Annotated in this window: 14 protein-coding genes and 1 pseudogene; 10 read left to right on the top strand and 5 right to left on the bottom strand. The window is 67.5% G+C overall.

Annotated features, from left to right (window positions below):
- Both betB and betI read right to left on the bottom strand, forming a co-directional pair.
- Window positions 1–1,470, bottom strand: coding sequence for a betaine-aldehyde dehydrogenase (gene betB, locus DIE08_RS04375; protein WP_124901101.1), 1,470 nt, complete (start codon window positions 1,468–1,470; stop codon window positions 1–3).
- Window positions 1,471–1,502: 32 nt separating this feature from the next.
- Window positions 1,503–2,087 carry a transcriptional regulator BetI gene (betI, locus tag DIE08_RS04380; protein WP_124901102.1) on the bottom strand — a complete coding sequence of 195 codons (585 nt, stop codon included), beginning with the start codon at window positions 2,085–2,087 and terminating at the stop codon, window positions 1,503–1,505.
- 720 nt (window positions 2,088–2,807) lie between these two features.
- Here betI and DIE08_RS04385 point away from each other — a divergent pair.
- The 9 genes and pseudogenes from DIE08_RS04385 to fdhA all read left to right on the top strand — a co-directional run bounded on the left by DIE08_RS04385 (window position 2,808) and on the right by fdhA (window position 12,720).
- Window positions 2,808–3,710 (top strand): alpha/beta fold hydrolase, encoded by a 903-nt coding sequence (locus tag DIE08_RS04385; protein WP_124901103.1) that lies wholly within the window; start codon window positions 2,808–2,810, stop codon window positions 3,708–3,710.
- A gap of 67 nt (window positions 3,711–3,777) precedes the next feature.
- The gene (locus DIE08_RS04390; RefSeq protein WP_059685557.1) at window positions 3,778–4,347 is read left to right on the top strand and encodes an isoprenylcysteine carboxylmethyltransferase family protein; all 570 of its coding nucleotides are present in this window, start codon (window positions 3,778–3,780) and stop codon (window positions 4,345–4,347) included.
- Window positions 4,348–4,363: 16 nt separating this feature from the next.
- A pseudogene (locus DIE08_RS36665) lies at window positions 4,364–4,759 on the top strand (glycosyltransferase); the annotation flags it as partial.
- 84 nt (window positions 4,760–4,843) lie between these two features.
- Window positions 4,844–5,647 carry a glycosyltransferase gene (locus DIE08_RS36670; RefSeq protein ID WP_409360390.1) on the top strand — a complete coding sequence of 268 codons (804 nt, stop codon included), beginning with the start codon at window positions 4,844–4,846 and terminating at the stop codon, window positions 5,645–5,647.
- Complete coding sequence (locus DIE08_RS04400; RefSeq protein WP_124901105.1) at window positions 5,644–7,230, top strand: DHA2 family efflux MFS transporter permease subunit; 1,587 nt, start codon at window positions 5,644–5,646, stop codon at window positions 7,228–7,230. Before DIE08_RS36670 ends, DIE08_RS04400 begins: the two co-directional genes overlap by 4 nt.
- A 10-nt stretch (window positions 7,231–7,240) precedes the next feature.
- Window positions 7,241–8,170, top strand: a complete 930-nt coding sequence (locus DIE08_RS04405) for a glycosyltransferase family 2 protein (protein WP_124901106.1) — start codon at window positions 7,241–7,243, stop codon at window positions 8,168–8,170.
- A gap of 98 nt (window positions 8,171–8,268) precedes the next feature.
- Window positions 8,269–10,065, top strand: coding sequence for an efflux transporter outer membrane subunit (locus DIE08_RS04410; RefSeq protein ID WP_409360391.1), 1,797 nt, complete (start codon window positions 8,269–8,271; stop codon window positions 10,063–10,065).
- Complete coding sequence (locus tag DIE08_RS04415; RefSeq protein WP_124901108.1) at window positions 10,065–11,255, top strand: efflux RND transporter periplasmic adaptor subunit; 1,191 nt, start codon at window positions 10,065–10,067, stop codon at window positions 11,253–11,255. The genes DIE08_RS04410 and DIE08_RS04415 overlap by 1 nt, the downstream gene beginning before the upstream one ends.
- 268 nt (window positions 11,256–11,523) lie before the next feature.
- Window positions 11,524–12,720, top strand: a complete 1,197-nt coding sequence (gene fdhA / locus DIE08_RS04425) for a formaldehyde dehydrogenase, glutathione-independent (RefSeq protein ID WP_059600256.1) — start codon at window positions 11,524–11,526, stop codon at window positions 12,718–12,720.
- 93 nt (window positions 12,721–12,813) lie between these two features.
- Here fdhA and DIE08_RS35495 read toward each other — a convergent pair whose 3' ends face one another.
- Together DIE08_RS35495 and DIE08_RS04435 are read right to left on the bottom strand one after the other, a co-directional pair.
- Window positions 12,814–13,647, bottom strand: coding sequence for an ATP-dependent serine protease (locus DIE08_RS35495; protein WP_185715830.1), 834 nt, complete (start codon window positions 13,645–13,647; stop codon window positions 12,814–12,816).
- Between the two features lie 8 nt (window positions 13,648–13,655).
- Window positions 13,656–15,077, bottom strand: coding sequence for a PLP-dependent aminotransferase family protein (locus tag DIE08_RS04435; RefSeq protein WP_124901111.1), 1,422 nt, complete (start codon window positions 15,075–15,077; stop codon window positions 13,656–13,658).
- Window positions 15,078–15,361: 284 nt separating this feature from the next.
- Here DIE08_RS04435 and DIE08_RS04440 point away from each other — a divergent pair, with 284 nt between their 5' ends.
- Complete coding sequence (locus DIE08_RS04440; RefSeq protein WP_124901112.1) at window positions 15,362–16,774, top strand: discoidin domain-containing protein; 1,413 nt, start codon at window positions 15,362–15,364, stop codon at window positions 16,772–16,774.
- 55 nt (window positions 16,775–16,829) lie between these two features.
- Here DIE08_RS04440 and DIE08_RS04445 read toward each other — a convergent pair whose 3' ends face one another.
- On the bottom strand, window positions 16,830–17,855 hold the full coding sequence (locus tag DIE08_RS04445) for a GlxA family transcriptional regulator (protein WP_059600253.1): 1,026 nt from the start codon (window positions 17,853–17,855) through the stop codon (window positions 16,830–16,832).
- Between the last annotated feature and the right edge of the window lie 225 nt (window positions 17,856–18,080).

Raw genomic sequence — 18,080 nt, forward strand, 5'->3', positions numbered from 1 at the left:
TTAAAACACCGGGTTGTAGCGGCCGAGCTCGACCTGCACCGACTTGATTCGAGTGTAGTGCTCGAGCGTCGTGATGCCGTTCTCGCGTCCGACACCGGATTGCTTGTATCCGCCAACCGGCATCTCGGCCGGCGATTCGCCCCACGTGTTGATCCAGCAGATGCCGGCTTCGAGGCGGTGGATCGTGCGATGCGCGCGCGACAGGTTCTCGGTCACGACACCGGCCGCGAGGCCATAGTGCGTGTCGTTCGCGCGGGCAATCACTTCGTCTTCCGATGCGAAATCGAGGATGCTCATCACCGGCCCGAAAATCTCTTCGCGGACGATCTTCATGTCGTCGCGGCAGTCGCCGAACACGGTCGGCGCGACGTACTGGCCGCTGCCGAAGTGGCCGTCGGTCAGGCGCGTGCCGCCCGCGAGCAACTTCGCGCCTTCGGCCTTGCCGCTCTCGATGAAGCCGAGCACCTTGTCGAGCTGCGCGGCCGACACGAGCGGGCCGAAGTTGGTGTCGGCATCGGTCGGCTTGCCGACGCGAATGCGCTTCACGCGTTCAAGCACCTTCTGCGTGAACGTGTCCTTCACCGAGCCGTGCACGAACACGCGCGTGCCGTTGGTGCAGACCTGGCCCGAGCTGAAGAAGTTGGCGGTGACCGCGATGTCGGCGGCGCGGTCGAGGTCGGCATCCTCGAACACGATCAGCGGCGACTTGCCGCCGAGCTCCATCGTCACTTCCTTCAGCGACGATGCGCCGGCGAGCGACATCACTTTCTTGCCGGTCTCGACGCCGCCGGTGAACGACACCTTCGCGATGTCCGGATGGCCCGTCAGCAGCGCACCGACCGAACCGTCACCCTGCACGACGTTGAACACGCCGGCCGGCACGCCGGCTTCCGTATAGATTTCCGCGAGCTTCAGCGCGGTGAGCGGCGTGACTTCGCTCGGCTTGAACACCATCGCGTTGCCGGCCGCGAGCGCGGGCGCCGTCTTCCAGCACGCGATCTGGATCGGGTAGTTCCATGCACCGATGCCCGCGCACACGCCGAGCGGTTCGCGGCGCGTATACACGAACGACTCGGCGCGCAGCGGCACCTGCAGCCCCTCGATCGCGGTCGCGAGGCCCGCGTAGTATTCGATCACGTCCGCGCCCGTGACGATGTCGACCGCGAGCGTCTCGCCGATCGGCTTGCCGGTGTCGCGCGTCTCGATCGCCGCGAGTTCGCCGTTGCGTTCGCGCAGCAGGTCGACCGCGCGGCGCAGGATGCGCGAGCGCTGCATCGCGGTCATCGCGGCCCATTCGCGCTGGCCTTCCTGTGCCGATGCGACCGCGCGGTCGACGTCGGCCGCGCTTGCCTGCTGCACCTGTGCGAGCAGTTCGCCGGTGGCGGGGTCGAAGGTGTCGAAAGTCTTGCCGCTGGTGGCGTCGACGTAACCGCCGCCGATGTAGAGGCGCTGCAAACCGTATACGGACATGAGGATCTCCTTGAGGGCGACTGCGTGACGCGTCAGTCTGACGCGAGGAGCAGGTCGATGTAATTGTGGGCGAGCTTCAGTGCAGCCCGTGTGTCGATCGGGCCGCCGGCGAGCGCACCGCGCAGCCACAGGCCGTCGATCAGCGCGGCGAGGCCGCTGGCGGCGTCCCGTGCCTTCGCGCGCGGCAACGCCTTGGCGAATTCCGCGCACAGGTTCGAATGGAGGCGCCGCGTGTTGACGTGCTGCAGGCGCTTGAGCATCGCGTCGTGCATGCTCTGCGACCAGAACGCGAGCCAGGTCTTCATCACGGGTGCGCTGACCTGCGTGTCGTCGAAGTTCGCGGCGACGATCGCGCGCAGCCGGGACCGCGGGTCCTTGCGTGCCGCGACGCGGCGGCGCGTGGTGGCCGCCCACAGATCGCGCAGCACGTGCCGCATCGTGGCTTCGAGCAGGCCGTCCTTGTCGCCGAAGTAATGGCTGACGATACCGGTCGAGATGTTCGCGCGCTGCGCGACCGATGCGAGCGTCGTGCCGGGGAGGCCGGCCTCGTCGATGGAGCGCAGCGTCGCGTCGATCAACTGCGCGCGACGAATCTCCCGCATTCCGACCTTCGGCATTGCGATCCCCTTCGCCCGAACGGGCCGTTCCTGGAAGTCGACAGCTTATCGGTTTTTTATTGACCGTTCAATCAACAAAAAAACAGGGTCCGACGGTGAATCGAGCGATCGGTTGGGCGAGCAGACGCTGCCGGCGTGATTGTGCAGGTGCGGAAAAACGCGTTGAAAGAAGGTTAAATAACTTGAAGTTTGTTTAAAACGATTTCCGAAAAGATGGCGCAATGGTTGCGAAAGTTAATTGAATCGATTTATTACACGCCGAAAGAATGTCGAGCTATGTGAGATTTTCTGAAATTCGAAAATTCGAGTCTCGGGTTTCGTCGTGGGTAATTTCCCGGAATTCGTTTCAATCATCCGATTGAAACTTGATATCGTGTTGAAATTAAAGGAAATAATTTTGATGATAGATTGTTTATCGGCTCGATCGCAAACGATTGCTGTCAACTTGGGACCGTGTCCGTCTACCATAAAAAATGCAAAATATATTTGAATCCGGCGTATTTCCGGGCGGAGTAGAGGGGATCGTTGGAATGACTTGAGTAAGTAATATTGCCCGTATTAGTATGGCGCCGAACCAAAAGGAATGAATCGGCGCCGCGGGTTTTTCCCGCGGTGCGTCGGCAATGGGCGCGGCCAACGACCGCGACAGGGCCGGCGCCCGCCATTGCGCACCTGCAGCATGCCGCGACGCCGAGACGCCGCATCCACCGGAGAACGACGATGCCGACCGAAAAACACGTGGTCCCGCTACCGAATGGTCTGAAGGTCTACGTCGAACGGAACGTGTTCGATCCGTCGTTCGATACGGCGATGCTCGTCAACGGCGCGCTCGCGACGACCGCATCGTTCGGGCAGACCGTCCAGTATCTCGGCGAGCGGATGAACACGATCTGCTTCGACCTGCCGTATGCGGGGCAGTCGCGCCAGCACAACCCCGGCTGCTTCATTCTGACCAAGGACGACGAGGCCGCGATTCTCCAGCATCTGGTCGAACGCTTCGCGCCGGCGTTCCTCGTATCGGTGTCGTGGGGCGGTGTCGCGTCGCTGTTCGCGCTCGCGCGCGGCTGCCCGAGCGTGCGGCGCGCGGCGATCTGCTCGTTCTCGCCGTTCCTGAACGACGCGATGGTCGACTACGTGACGCGCGCCCGCGACCACATCGCGGCAGGCGAGAACCTGAAGGCCGCGCAGCTGCTGAACGATACGGTCGGCCGCTACCTGCCGCGCATCATGAAGCTCTACAACTACCGCTATCTGACGCGCTTGCCGCGTGACGAGCAGGACCAGGTCGCGTTCCACGTCGACCAGATCCTGTCGCTGCAGCCGGAGCGCTACCTGAGCGAGTTTTCCAACATCGGCTGCGAGTTGCTGTTCCTGAACGGCGAGCGCGACGAATACACGACGCCGGCCGATGTCCGCCAGCTCGCCGCGCACGTGCCGCGCGCGCGCTTCGCGACGATTCCCGACGCCGGTCATTTCCTCGACATCGAAGGCCGCGCGCAGCGCGAAACCACGCGCGCGGCGCTGCTCGACTTCTTCTGCGATACGCCGCCCGTCGCCGCGGGCCTCGCGCTCGGCGCCGCACACGCATGCGTGTCCGCGCCGATGCCGGCGCTGTCGTCATGACGCAGCACGTCGCGCACCTGGCACACCGGGCGCATCCGAATTTTCTTTCACACGAGGCAGGCCAGCCGTGAATATCGTTCAGACCATCGCCATCGTCGTTCCCTGGGCCGCGTGGCTCGCCTACTGGATCGCGACGTCGCAGGCCGTGAAGACGACCGTGCGCAAGGAGGCGTCGCGCTCGCGCACGCTGCAGTCGATTCCGCTGATCGTCGGCGGCGCGCTGATCATCCTGCCCGATCCGTCGTGGCAGGCACTCGTGCCCGACTGGCAGCGCTTCGGCCTGCAGGCGCAATGCGGGCTCGCGGTGCTCGTCGCGGGGCTGCTGTTCTCCGTGTGGGCGCGGCTGCATCTCGGCACGAACTGGAGCGTGTCGGTCACGCTGAAGGAAGACCACGAACTCGTCCGCACCGGGCCGTATGCGCTCGTGCGTCACCCGATCTATACGGGCTGCCTGATCGCGCTGGTCGGCGCCGCGCTGATCGGCGGCGAGTGGCGCGGCGCGCTTGGCGTCGCGCTCGTGTTCGCGTCGCTCGCGTACAAGGTACGCGTCGAGGAAAGCTGGCTGACCGGGTATTTCGGGCCGGCGTACGCGCAATACCGCCGCGAGGTCGCGGCGCTGATCCCCGGCTTCTATTGACCCCGCGAGGCGCGCGATGGCGAAAGTGATCGTGACCGCGATCGGGTCGGCGGGCGACGTGCATCCGCTGCTCGGCGTCGCGCGTGCGCTCGCGCTGCGCGGCCACGACGTCGTGTTTTGCACGCACGCGCCGTTCGAGGCGATCGTGCGCCGTTGCGGGTTCGCGTTCGTGCCGATCGGCACCGCGGCCGAATACGAGGCCGCGATGGCGAACCCCGCGCTGTGGGATTCGCGCACGTCGTTTCGCACGCTGTGGCAGGTGATCGCGCCGACGCTGCGCCCGCACTACGACGCGCTGCGCGCACTGGCTGATGGCGATACGGTACTCGTCGGCACGCTGTGGGCGTTCTCCGCGCGCTTCATGCAGGAACTGCACGGCACGCCGTACGTATCGGTGCAGGTGTCGCCGTCGACGCTGCTGTCCGCCCATGCGCCGCCGACGCACCCGCGCCTGACGATTCCCGCACGCTGGCCGCTGCCGGTGAAGGCGGCGCTGATGACGCTGATCGAGCGCCAGGTGCTCGATCGCACCTGCGGCCCCGCGCTCAACGCGGTGCGCCGCGAGCTCGGGCTCGCGCCCGCGCGGCGCGTGCTGGGCCGCTGGCTGCATTCGACCGACGGCGTGCTGTGCCTGTTTCCCGGCTGGTTCGCGCCGCCGCAGCCGGACTGGCCGTCGAATCACCTGCAAAGCGGTTTCCCGTTGTTCAACGATATTGCGACACCCGACGAAGATGTGGCACTCGATGCGTATCTCGCGGCCGGTGAACCCCCGGTCGTGTTCACGGCCGGTTCGACACGCGTCGATCACGCGGCGTATGCGCGCGCGGTGGCGGATGCGCTGCGCGCGAACGGCGCGCGCGGGATCCTGCTGAGCCCGCACGATGCGGCGCCGGACGGCGATCGGCTGCTCGTGCGCCGCTTCGTGCCGATGCGCACGCTGCTGCCGCGTTGCCGCGCGCTCGTGCATCACGGCGGGATCGGCACGGCGGCGCTCGCGTTCGAAGCCGGAATTCCGCAGGTCGTGACACCGTTCGCGCACGACCAGTTCGACAACGCGCAGCGCGTCGCGGCAAGCGGGGCCGGCGTGCGCGTCGACGATGCGGTCGACGGCGTGCGTCTCGGTGCGGCGCTCGCGCGCGTGCTGGATGAACCCGAATTGTCCTTGCATGCGGAACGCACGCGTGCGCTGATCAACGCGGCGCCGGACGGCTGCGAAACGGCTGCCGATTACATCGAGCGCTTCGTGCCGAGCCGCGGACGCGCGATCTCGCCGCCCGTTGTCGCGTTGGCGGGCGCATGAGCACGGCATCGCCGCTTCAGGACACGCCCGCCGCCTTCGACGCGAGCGAACCCGCACCCGTTGCGCCGCCGGTGCGCGGCGCCCGGCTCGCGCTGCTGACGTTCGCGCTGTCGCTCGCGACCTTCATCGAAGTGCTCGACTCGACCGTCACCAACGTCGCGGTGCCCGCGATCTCGGGCAGTCTCGGCGTCTCGAACAGCCAGGGTACGTGGGTGATCAGCTCGTATTCGGTCGCGGCCGCGATCGCGGTGCCGCTGACCGGCTGGCTCGCGCGGCGCGTCGGCGAGCTGCGGCTGTTCGTCGGCGCGGTGCTGCTGTTCACGCTGACGTCGCTGCTGTGCGGCCTCGCGCGCGACCTGCACGTGCTGGTGGTCTGCCGCGCGCTGCAGGGGCTGTGCTCGGGGCCGATGGTGCCGCTGTCGCAGACGATCCTGCTGCGCACGTTCCCGCCGGACAGGCGCACCGTCGCGCTCGCGCTATGGGCGATGACGGTGCTGCTCGCGCCGATCTTCGGGCCGGTGGTCGGCGGCTGGATCGTCGACAGCTTCTCGTGGCCGTGGATTTTCCTGATCAATTTGCCGATCGGGCTGTTCTCGTTCGCGGTCTGCACCGCGATGCTGCGCCCCGACGCGCAGCGTGGTGAGGCCGGCCCGATCGACGTGCCGGGCATCGTGCTGCTCGTGATCGGCGTCGGTTCGCTGCAGGCGATGCTCGATCTCGGCCACGACAAGGGCTGGTTCGATTCGCCGCTGATCGTCACGCTCGCGGTGGTCGCGGGGCTCGCGATCGTGTCGCTGCTGATCTGGGAGGCGGGCGAGGCCCATCCGGTCGTGGACCTGAGCCTGTTTCGCGATCGCACGTTCTCGTTCTGCGTGCTGATCATCTCGCTCGGGATGATGAGCTTCTCGGTGGTGGGTGTCGTGTTCCCGCTGTGGATGCAGGCGGTGATGGGCTACAACGCATTCCACGCGGGGCTCGCCACCGCGTCGCTCGGCGTGCTCGCGCTCGTGTTCTCGATTCTCGTCGGCCTGCACGCGCACCGTTTCGACGCGCGCGTGCTCGCGACCTTCGGCTTCCTCGTGTTCGCGGCCGTGCTCGCATGGGATGCGCACTTCACGCTGAAGATGACGTTCGCGCAGATCGCCGCGCCCGGGCTGATCCAGGGCATCGGGCTGCCGTGTTTCTTCATTCCGCTGACCGCCGCGACGCTGTCGCGCATTCCGGACGACCGGCTCGCGGCGGCGTCGAGCCTGTCGAACTTCCTGCGCACGCTGTCCGCCGCGTTCGGCACCGCAATGAGCGTGACGCTGTGGGACAACCGTGCGACCTATCACTACGACATCGTGTCGCAATCGGTCACGCACGCGTCGGCGAACACGCAGCGCTTCGTGCACACGCTGAACGCGATGGGCGTGGACGGCGTGCGCGAGCTATCCACGCTGCACCAGGTCGTGATGCAACAGGCGTACATGATGGCGACGGGCGACATGTTCTGGATGGCGAGCATGACCTGCCTCGTGCTCGCCGCGATGATGTGGCTCACGCGGCCGAAGCGCGGCGCGGCAGCTTCGTTCGGACATTGAGGAGAGCGGCATGACGACACTCGGCGCACTCGTGATCCTGTATCACCCGACCGACGCGCAGCTCGCGGCGCTCGGCACGTGGCGGCATGCGTGCGACGCGCTTCTCGTCGTCGACAACACGCCGCAGCCCGATCCGCGCGCAAGCGAACTGTGCGCGCGTGACGGCATCGCGCTGCTGCATCACGGCAATCGCGGCGGAGTCGCGGGCGCGTACAACGCGGGGCTCGCGGCGCTGTTTCGCGACAACGTCGATGCGGTCGCGCTGTTCGACCAGGATTCGTCGGTGCCGGCCGGTTACTTTGCGACGATGCGCGACGCCTGCGCGGGGCTCGTGGGGCGCGCGTTCCTTGCCGGCCCGCGCATCTTCGACGAGAACGCGCGCAGCTTCCTGCCCGAGCTGGCGACCAACGGGATCGCGTTACGCCGGCTGCGCGTCGATCCCGATGCGCAATTGCAGCGCTGTGCGTTCCTGATCTCGTCGGGCTGCGTCGTGTCGCGCGCCGCGTTCGACGTGCTCGGCCGCTTCGATGAGACGCTGTTCATCGATCACGTCGATACCGAATACAGCTTCCGCGCGCTCGCGCGCAACGTGCCGCTCTACGTTGTGCCGTCGCTGGTGCTGCCGCACCGGATCGGCGCGAAGCAGCGTCACGCGTTCGGCCCTTTCGAAATGACGTCGATGAATCACTCGTGGCAACGGCGCTACTACAGCGCACGCAATGCGGTGCAGCTCGGGATGCAGTACGGGCTGCGCTTTCCGGTGGCGATCGTGCCGAACCTGCTGACCGTGTGGCAGGTCGTGCAGATCGCGCTCGTCGAGCGCGACAAGCGCGACAAGCTCGCCGGCATCCTGTTCGGTATCGCGGACGGCCTGTTCGGCCGGCTCGGTCCGCTCGAGCGCACGCGGCCGCGTCTGGCCGCACGTGCGCAACGCGTCTAGCAGGGATGAGGGAAACGATGCGGCGTGTGAAAGAAAATACGGCAGCGCTGGCGCGTGGCGTGAAGGGCGGTGCGTTGATCGGCGCCGCGGCGGCGGCGATGGCATTGGGCGGATGTGTGCCGACGGGCTTCCTGCCGTCGCTGTCGTTGCGCGCGCCGGCCGACGATGCGCTCGCGCACACGGCCGGCCTCGGCATGAACGGTGCGTGGCCCGCACCCGACTGGGTGAAGCAACTGCAGGATCCGCAGCTCGACGCGCTGGTCGCCGAGGCATCGCAAAACAATCCCGACCTGCAGGTCGCTCAGGCGCGGTTGCGGATCGCGCAGGCGCAGCTTCAGCAGTTCGATTCGTTGACGGGGCTGACGGGCACGGCCGGCGCAACGATCAGCCGCGCGCGGATGCCGAAGCCGGGCGACGACGTCGCCAACGTTTCGGTCGGCGGCTATCGCGTGCCCGTCGAGATATTTGGCGATCCGAACGTATCGCCGTCGTCGGTGTTCGTCGGGCTCAACTACCAGCTCGACCTGTGGGGCAAGAACCGCGCGGCGACGAAGAGCCTGATGTCGCTGCGTGAAGCGGCGCGGGTCGAAGCCGAGCAGGTGCGGCTCACGCTGGCGGTCGCGATCGTCACCGTGTACTGCCAGCTCGACCAGGCGTACGCGACGCAGGATCTGCTGCAGCAGAAGCTGAAGGTCAGTCAGCGCGTGACGGCCGTGCTGCGCGAGCGAACCGCGCGCGGGCTCGACAACGCGTACGACGCGAGCGACGCATCGATCAAGCGCAGCAAACTGCTCGCGCAGATCGCGCTGAACGACGAGCAGATCAAGCTCGCGCAACTGCAGCTCGGTGTGCTGTCGGGCCGCGGCCCGGAGCGCGGGCTCGCGCTGCAGCGGCCGCGCGTCGGCGCATTGGCCGGCGGCGCGCTGCCCGCGCGGCTGCCGGCCGATCTGCTGGGCCGTCGGCCCGACATCGTCGCCGCGCGGCTGCGTGTCGAGGCCGCGTTCGCGAATGCCGATTCGACGCGCGCGCAGTTCTATCCGGACGTGAATCTCGTCGCGCTCGGCGGCGTGTTCGCGCTGACGCCCGCGTCGCTGTTCTCGCGCGACGCGCTTGGCGGCTCCGTCGGCCCGGCGATCTCGCTGCCGGTGTTCGATCGCGGCCGGCTGAAGGCGAAGCTCGGCGCGGACGTCGCGCAGGCCGACGTCGCGATCGGCCTGTACAACAAGACCGTCGACGACGCGCTCGGTCAGGTCGCGCAGATCGTCACGTCTCTGCGTACGTCGCAGACGCTCGTCGCGCAGCAGCAGGACGCGGTCGCGGCCGCGCAAAAGATCGTGGAGATTGCGACTGACCGTCATCGGCGCGGCGTGCTGATGCAGAAGGACGTCGATGTCGCGGATCTCACGTTGATCGACGAGCGCGCACAGATGATCGCGTTGCTCGGCCGACAGCGGACGCTGCGTGTCGGGTTGATCGGTGCGCTGGGCGGCGGGTTCGACGCAGGCGCGACGGTCGCGCAGGCGCCGACCGTGCATCGGGCGCGCGGCGGGGCGGCGAAGCGGGGTGCTTCGATCGCCACATCCGCAGCGCCCGTCGTGGCGGCTGCGACCGCCACGACCGCACCGACCGCCGCCGCGACCACCAGCCAGTCGGTGGCGGGGCCGTCGGCCGATGCGCGTGCGCGGAGCGTGGCCGTCCCGCAGGTCGTCGCAGCATCGAATGCGGCGGCTGCACGACGCGACGACGCGGCCCGCACGCCGGCCGTCGGCGCGACGCCTCGCGGCGCCCCCGTTTCCGCGCGCACGGCGGCAGTGAATCCAGCGCCGGGCCCGTCGGCCATGCCGCCGATCCCCTTGTTCCAGCATGACCGCCTGATCGTTACGCAAAGCGACTGATGCACCACGACAACCTTCATACCGCCGCGCAGCCGGCTGCCCTGAACGATCCCGCACTCGACGCGCGCCGGGCGACGCGCCGCAAGCGCTTCACGCTGTTCTTCGCGGTCGTGCTGCTGGCCGCGCTCGTCTGGATCGCGTTCTGGCTGTTGCATGACCGCTATTACGAAGACACCGACGACGCGTACGTCGCAGGCAGCATCGTGCAGGTCGCGGCGCAGATTCCGGGCACCGTGACCGACGTGCTGGTCGCCGATACGCAGGCCGTGCGTGCCGGGCAGACGCTGGTGCGGCTCGACGACACCGAGGCGTCCGTTGCGTTCGCACAGGCGAAGGCGCAACTCGTGCAGGCCGTGCGGCAGGTCGCGAACGCGAAGATCTCGAACACGATGTACGTCGAAGCCGTGACCGCGCGTCAGGCCGACCTGTCGCTCGCGCAGCGCGCGCTCGCCGCGCGCTCGGGCGCGTCGGTCGAGATCGTCGCGCCGGAGGAACTGGCGCGCGCGCGCGCGGCGGTCGCCGGTGCGCAGGCCAATCTCGCGGCCGCACAGGCGCAGCTCGATGCGGCGCGCGCGCTCGGCACCCGGTTGCCCGTCGACGAAAGCCCGGCCGTCGTGCAGGCGGCCGCGCAGTTCAAGCTCGCGTACCGGAACCTGAAGCGCACGACGATCGTCGCGCCGGTCGACGGCACGATCGGTCAACGTTCGGTGCAGGTCGGCCAGCAGGTCGGGCCCGGCGTGCCGCTGATGTCGATCGTGCAGCTCAGTCAGTTGTGGATCGAGGCAAATTTCAAGGAAGGGCAGATCCGCCACATGCGCATCGGGCAGCCGGTCGAGATCGTGTCGGATCTCTACGGCTCGCGCGTGACCTATCGCGGCCGCGTGCAGGGCTTCTCGGCCGGCACCGGCAGCGCGTTCTCGATGCTGCCCTCGCAGAACGCGGCCGGCAACTGGATCAAGGTCGTGCAACGCGTGCCGGTCGTGATCGCGATCGATCCCCGCGATCTGGCCGCGCATCCGCTGCGGGTCGGGCTGTCGATGCGTGCGACCGTCGATACGCGCAACCGCGACGGCCATGCGCTCGACAGCGAGCCGCCGACGCCGGCCGTCAGTACGCGCGTGCACGACGGGGTGGCGAGCGACGCGGAAGCGGCGGCCGCCGCGATCGTTCGCGAGAATCAGGGCGGGTAACGCGCACCCGACCGACGGGGCGGCCTGCTCGCGCCGATCGGCCGGGTCGCGCGCTCACGCGTTCCGTGCCGTGCACGATCGCGCACTCCGGCCGTCTTTCCTGACCCGACTTTCGTGTTTCCGCCATGGATGTCGGCACCGTTCAAACGCATGTCGCGTTTGAGACATCGGGGCCCCCACCTCCGGGACTACTCTCGAACAGCACGTTGCGTAGCGCCGCATCCGTCGGCGCGCGGCAGCGCCATCAACGAGACATGGAGACAATACGATGAGCAGCAATCGAGGTGTCGTCTATCTTGGGCCGGGCAAGGTCGAAGTGCAGAAGATCGATTATCCGAAAATGGTCGATCCGACCGGCCGCGCGATCGGCCACGGTGTCATCCTGAAAGTGGTGAGCACGAACATCTGCGGCTCCGACCAGCACATGGTGCGCGGCCGCACGACCGCTCCGGTCGGCCTCGTGCTCGGTCACGAGATCACGGGCGAAGTAGTCGAGGTGGGCCCGGACGTCGAGACGCTGAAGATCGGTGATCTCGTGTCGGTGCCGTTCAACGTCGCATGCGGCCGCTGCGCGATGTGCAAGGACACGCATACGGGTGTGTGCCTGAACGTGAACCCGTCGCGTGCCGGCGGTGCTTACGGCTACGTCGACATGGGCGGCTGGATCGGCGGCCAGGCCGAGTACGTGCTCGTGCCGTACGCGGACTTCAACCTGCTGAAATTCCCCGACCGCGACCAGGCGATGGCGAAGATTCGCGATCTGACCTGCCTCTCCGACATTCTTCCGACCGGCTATCACGGCGCGGTGAGCGCGGGCGTGAAGCCGGGCTCGACGGTCTACATTGCGGGGGCGGGCCCGGTCGGCATGGCGGCGGCCGCGTCGGCGCGCCTGCTCGGCGCGGCGGTGACGATCGTCGGCGACATGAACGCGGAACGCCTCGCGCACGCGCGGGCGATGGGCTTCGAGACGGTCGACCTGTCGAAGGACGCGTCGCTCGGCGAGCAGATCGAGCAGATCCTCGGCGTGCCGGAGATCGATTGCGCGGTCGACTGCGTCGGCTTCGAGGCGCACGGCCACGGTTCGTCGGGCCATTCCGAGGAAGCGCCCGCGACGGTACTGAACTCGCTGATGGAAATCACGCGGCCGGCCGGCGCGATCGGCATCCCGGGCCTGTATGTGACGGACGATCCGGGCGCGAAGGACAAGGCCGCGCAGCACGGCAGCCTGAGCATCCGCTTCGGCCTCGGCTGGGCGAAGTCGCACTCGTTCTTCACGGGCCAGACGCCGGTGCTCAAGTACAACCGCAACCTGATGCAGGCAATCCTGTTCGACCGTCTGCCGATCGCGAAGATCGTCAACGTCGAAGTGATCTCGCTCGACCAGGCGCCGGAAGGCTACAAGAAGTTCGACGGCGGCGCGCCGCGCAAATTCGTGATCGATCCGCACGGCTTGCTGGCGGCCTGACGCACGAACGACGGGCATGAAGCGGGCGGCACCGGAGACGGTGCCGCCCGTTTTTCGTCGTGGGCGTGGCTGCGGTCGCCGTGCGCCGCGCGCTCAATGCCCGCGATAGATCATCGCCGTTTCGGCCCCGCTCGCCATCGCGCGCCGACCATGACGCGTATGCAGGGTCACGCGGCGTATCGCGTGTCCGCGTCGCGTCGCGGTGGCACCGCCTTTCCAGTCGGCGACGCGGATGCCGCCGCCGCGCGCGCTGTCCGGCCCGTGAACCGGCGGCGCGTGCCGCGCGAGCGTCGTCATCGGGCGTCCTGCCGCGTGTCGGGGCGTGCCCGCATTGCCGGGCTGAGCGGCCTTGCTCGACCGATCGGCGTCGGTGTCGACGTTGGCGTCGGCGAGCCGATCGGCGTCGACTGCCGCGCGCTCGGCCGGATGAAATGCCTGGATGGGCACGGGCCCGACCGGCAACGTCGGCGCGTCAGCCGCATGCAGACTGGCGTAAGCCGTCACCGGGCGAGACGCGCCCGGTCCGCGACAGACGGGATCCACCCGGCACGTCCGGTCATACGTCACATAGCCGCCGACCAGCATCACGAGGGTCAGGATGCTCAGCAGCGGCGCGCTCGACGCGCGCGGCCGCTGGACCGCCGCGCCGCGCACCGCGGCCGCGACGCGCGACGACCACGTCGGGACCGGCTGCGCCTCGTGCGGAGGCGTGGCCTGCGCGGCGGGCGCATCGTCGTTCGATCGGCGCAGCGGCGCGAACGGCCAGCCTCCCTGTCCGCAGACGGGGCACTGCTCGCTGGCGCGGAACGCCATGAAGCCGCACTGCCGGCAGCGCTGGCTGACGGTGGCGCGCGGCTCGGCACGCAGGTTCAGTGCGCCGCGCAGCGTGTCGCGCGTGCGGACTTTCCGGTTGGGCAGGACTTGCATGATCGTTGCTACCTCGTCTGCTGTTGCCGCCCCGCGAGCCTTCCGATGGTGCGCATCGCGTCCTCGACGGCAGGGGTCCACGGTCGGCCATAGTTCAGCCGGACGTAGCGGTGAAAGGCGCCCGTCATCGAAAAGATCGGCCCGGGCGCGAGGCTGACCCCATTCTCCATCGCGTCGCCGAACAACTGCATCGCATCCACGTGCGGCGGCAATTCGATCCACAGGAAATATCCGCCGCGCGGGGCATACACCTCGGTGTCGGCCGGGAAGTACGCGCGAACGGCCGCGAGCATCTGCGCCTGGTGGGCCGCGAGGTTGAGCCGGAGCCTGCGCAGGAAGCGGTCGTACGCGCCGTTGCGCAGATAGCTGGACACGGCCATCTGCGCGGGCACGTCCGCCGCCGGCGCGCTCGCGTTCTTCACCTGCCTGATCTGCTTCACGTAACGTCCGGCGGCGACCCAGCCGACCCGGAAACCGGGGGCGAGGCACTTCGAGAACGAACCGCAATGCAGCACGAGCCCGTTGTCGTCATACAGTTTCGCGGGGCGCGTGGGCGTCGGGCCGAAATGTAGTTCTCCGAACACGTCGTCCTCGATCAGCGGCACCTGGTGCGATGCGAGCAGTTCGATCAGCCGGCGCTTGCGCTCGTCGGGCAGCGTCGCGCCGGTCGGGTTGTGGAACGAGGTCATGAACCAGCACGCGCGCACCGGATGCGTGTCGAGCACGTCGGCGAGCGCGTCGAGATCGAGGCCGGTGCGCGGATCAACCGGAATCTCGATAGCCTTCAGATGCAGCCGCTGCACGGCTTGCAGCACCGCGGGGAAGGCAGGGCGTTCGATCGCGACCAGGTCGCCAGGGCGCGTGAGCGCCTGCAGGCTCAGCGTCAGCGCTTCCGCCGCGCCGGTCGTGATGACGATTTCTTCCATCGGCAACGCCGCGCCCGCGTTCAGGTACCGCAACGCAATCTGGCGGCGCAGCGCCTCGTTGCCGGGCGGCAGGCCGGCCAGCAGTTTCTCGCGGTCCATGTTGCGGGCGGCCGTCGCCGCATATCGCCACAGGCTGCTCATCGGAAACAGTGAATAGCTGGCGAACGCGGAACCCAGCGGCACGATGTCGTCGCGTTTGAGCGAGTCGATCAGCTGGAACAGCGCATCGTCGCCGCCGGTCTGTGATGCAGCCGGTTTGCGCGGTGTGTCGCGACCCGCGCGCACACGCTTGTCATCGAGGTTCGCAACGAAATAACCGCAACGCGCGCGCGCGACGATCAAGCCCTCGCTTTCGAGCGCGTAGTACGCGCGAAACACGGTGGAAGGACTCACACGATAGGCGCTGCATGCCGAGCGCACGGTCGGAATGCGTGCGCCTGCCGGCAGGTCGCCGCGCCGGATCGAATCGGCAATCGTCTGTGCGAGCACCGCATATCGCTTCATGCCTGGCCTCCGGCCGATCACGGCCGTCGCTGAAAAAAGAGTAGCACGGCGTCCGCCGCGTTCAATCCCGCCCCCAATCGTTCATCCGCAACCCTCTGATACGCACGTTTTCGGCCGACTCTGATCCTTTTCTTCAGACCAGCGAACCGGCATTCTTCGCAAGCCTTATTCCCGATGCGTGATCGATACGGTCTTCACGCCCCCTGACGGCGGATCCGTGACGACCGCGCACCATGTGCGGGACCGGGTGCGCAACGTCCTTACCTTACCCGGAAGCAATCAGCGTGAAATCGAAGTTCCTCGTCGCGGGCCTCGTTACCGGCCTCGCGCTCAACCTGCTCGGCGGCGCCGCCGAAGCGGCTTGCATCAACAATCCCCCGACTCAATCCAACGCGTCGTTTCCCGCCGCACTGACCGGCAAGCTCGTCTATCACAGCTACGTCAAGTACGGCGACGGCACGAGCCAGCTGTTCCTGTACGACTTTTCGGCCCGCACGCTCACGCAGTTGAGCAAGAGCAGCTGGGGCATCACCGATCCGATGAACGGCGTGTTCAGCCCCGACGGCAAGTGGCTTGCATTCATGGGCATCAGCAATGGCGCCTGGAACGTGTTCATGCTGCAGCTCGGCGCCGGCACGCCGCCGGTCAACCTGACGAACAGCACGGGCGCGACGCGCAACGAGGATCCGAAGTTCAGCGCCGACGGCAAGACGCTCGTGTTCAAGCAGAACGGCGACGTGAAGCAGGGCACGCTGTCGTACACGAGCACGGGCCCGGTGTTCACGTCGGTCGTGAGCCTGACCAACGCACCGGCGGGCGCCGAATACTCGATGCCGTTCCTCGCGCCGGACGCGAGCGCCGTCTACTACGCGACGGGCACCGGCTCGAACATGGGGCTGATGAAGCGCACGATCACGACCGGCACGACGGCGGTGTTCGATCATCCGGCCGGTCTGCAGACCTACTATCCGATCGTACGCGGCGACGGCATGGTCTTCTATGCGCGCTGGAAGGACACGGGCGGTGCCGACCAGATCTATGCGAAGACCGCGGATCCGGCGTCGACGCCGAACGCGCTGCCGATCAGCGACTGCATGAGCAACAACTCCGATCCGGCGCCGGTGAGCGGCACGAACTACGTGTTCTTCTCGTCGACGACGGCGGGCGGCTATCAGCTCTATGTGGGCGACGTGACCACCGGCCAGCGCTGGAGCCTGTCGCAGTTCGGCGTGAATGCGGACACGACCAAGGCGAAGCTCGGCTCGAGCTACTACGGTGGCCCGGCCGCCGCGCAGCGGATGCTGCTGTCGCAAGGTCGTCCGGCTGCTGCGTCGGCGAGCTACAACGCATCGCTGACGGCGGACAAGGCGTTCGACGGCAACACGACGAGCACGCGCTGGGATTCGCCGGAAGGCACGGGCGTCGATCCGCAGTGGATCTCCGTCGATCTCGGCGCGGTGAAGAAGATCAGCAGCGTCGATCTCTACTGGGACGCGGGCGCGCTCGTCTACCAGATCCAGACGTCGACCGACAACGCGAACTGGACGACGGTCTACTCGACGAACAACGGCGTGTCGTACGGTCACGTCACGCTGCCGAACCTGAACGCGCAGGGCCGCTACGTGCGGATGCTCGGCACGAAGCGGGCGACGCAGTGGGGTTACTCGCTCGACGAAATGCAGGTGTGGGGATCGTAAGCACCAGCAAAAAGGCGGCCCTCGAGGCCGCCTTTTTTATCGCGCCGCGCCCGCGTCACGCGTGAATCACATGCGCCGGAAACGCCGGTGCGGCAGCCGCCGCGCCCTGCGCGAGCGGCGCGACCTGCTTGCGGCGCTCGCGCGTTGGCGCGACGCCGAACGCATCGCGATAGCTCTTGCTGAAGTGGCAGGCCGACTGGAAGCCGCACGCCATCGTGATGTGCATGATCGACATGTCGGTCTGCAGCAGCAACTCGCGCGCGCGGCGCAGCCGCAGCGTCAGGTAATAGTGCGTGGGCGTCATCCCGAGATGCTCGCGGAACAGGCGCTGCAACTGGCGCTGCGACATGTTCGCGAGTCGTGCGAGTTCCTCGCGCGACAGCGGCTCCTCGATGTTGTTTTCCATCAGCGAGATCACTTCGAACAGTGACTTGTTCGCCGAGCCGAGCCGCGCGACGAGCGGCATCCGCTGTTGCGCGCTCGTGTCGCGCACGTGTTCGACGATGAACTGCTCGGCGATCTGCGTGACGCGCGCGGTGCCCACGCGCGCGGCGATCAGGTTCAGCATCATGTCGAGCGGCGCGACGCCGCCCGTGCACGTGATGCGGTCGCGGTCGACCACGAACAGTTCCTTCAGGAAGCGCGTGTCCGGAAACTCTTCCTTCAGCGCCGACATGTTTTCCCAGTGGATCGCGCATGCATAGCCCGCGAGCAGCCCCGACTTCGCGAGCGCATAGGTGCCCGTGCACAGGCTGCCGAGCGGCAGTCCCATGCGCGCGAAGCGGCGCAGCGTCGACAGATGGGCGGGCGTGGTCGCGCGTTGCACGTCGACACCGCCGCACACGAATACGATATCCGGCTGCCCCACGCATTCGGCCGGGCCCGTGTCGACCGTGAGGCCGTTGCTCGCCGTGACCGGGCCGCCTTCCGGGCTGATGATCGACCAGCGATAGAGCGGCTGGCCGCTCAGGTAGTTCGCCATCCGAAGCACCTCGATCGCATTGGTGAACGCGATCATCGTGAAGTTCGGTAAAGGCATGAACGCGAAGTGGGACAGCGACGCTGTGCGGTCGGGCGACATGGGGGCGTTCCTTGAATCTCTAATAGCTTTTGGCCCGAGAGGCACGGATCGGGCTGCCGTATTGTGTGAGCGAGCGCAACAAGCGTGCCATACGGCTAAACCCTAGCTGCATACGTCGTAAGGGTGGAAGGCGGATGCTGCACTGCACCGTAAGCGGGCTGCGCTGCACCCTTGACGCGCAGCTCAGGCACCGGCGAAGTGCCTGTCCGTGGACAAACCGCACAC

Origin of the sequence: Burkholderia sp. Bp9004, from assembly GCF_003858025.1 — a bacterium.
Classification (GTDB): Bacteria; Pseudomonadota; Gammaproteobacteria; order Burkholderiales; family Burkholderiaceae; genus Burkholderia; species Burkholderia diffusa.

Excerpts from the sequence above, each read along its gene's own strand:
- fdhA (WP_059600256.1), top strand. The coding sequence starts at position 11,524 with ATGAGCAGCAATCGAGGTGTCGTCTATCTTGGGCCGGGCAAGGTCGAA.
- DIE08_RS04385 (WP_124901103.1), top strand. The coding sequence starts at position 2,808 with ATGCCGACCGAAAAACACGTGGTCCCGCTACCGAATGGTCTGAAGGTC.
- DIE08_RS04415 (WP_124901108.1), top strand. The coding sequence starts at position 10,065 with ATGCACCACGACAACCTTCATACCGCCGCGCAGCCGGCTGCCCTGAAC.
- DIE08_RS04400 (WP_124901105.1), top strand. The coding sequence starts at position 5,644 with ATGAGCACGGCATCGCCGCTTCAGGACACGCCCGCCGCCTTCGACGCG.
- DIE08_RS04435 (WP_124901111.1), bottom strand. The coding sequence starts at position 15,077 with ATGAAGCGATATGCGGTGCTCGCACAGACGATTGCCGATTCGATCCGG.
- DIE08_RS04405 (WP_124901106.1), top strand. The coding sequence starts at position 7,241 with ATGACGACACTCGGCGCACTCGTGATCCTGTATCACCCGACCGACGCG.
- DIE08_RS35495 (WP_185715830.1), bottom strand. The coding sequence starts at position 13,647 with ATGCAAGTCCTGCCCAACCGGAAAGTCCGCACGCGCGACACGCTGCGC.
- betB (WP_124901101.1), bottom strand. The coding sequence starts at position 1,470 with ATGTCCGTATACGGTTTGCAGCGCCTCTACATCGGCGGCGGTTACGTC.
- DIE08_RS04445 (WP_059600253.1), bottom strand. The coding sequence starts at position 17,855 with ATGTCGCCCGACCGCACAGCGTCGCTGTCCCACTTCGCGTTCATGCCT.
- betI (WP_124901102.1), bottom strand. The coding sequence starts at position 2,087 with ATGCCGAAGGTCGGAATGCGGGAGATTCGTCGCGCGCAGTTGATCGAC.
- DIE08_RS36670 (WP_409360390.1), top strand. The coding sequence starts at position 4,844 with ATGACGCTGATCGAGCGCCAGGTGCTCGATCGCACCTGCGGCCCCGCG.
- DIE08_RS04410 (WP_409360391.1), top strand. The coding sequence starts at position 8,269 with ATGGCATTGGGCGGATGTGTGCCGACGGGCTTCCTGCCGTCGCTGTCG.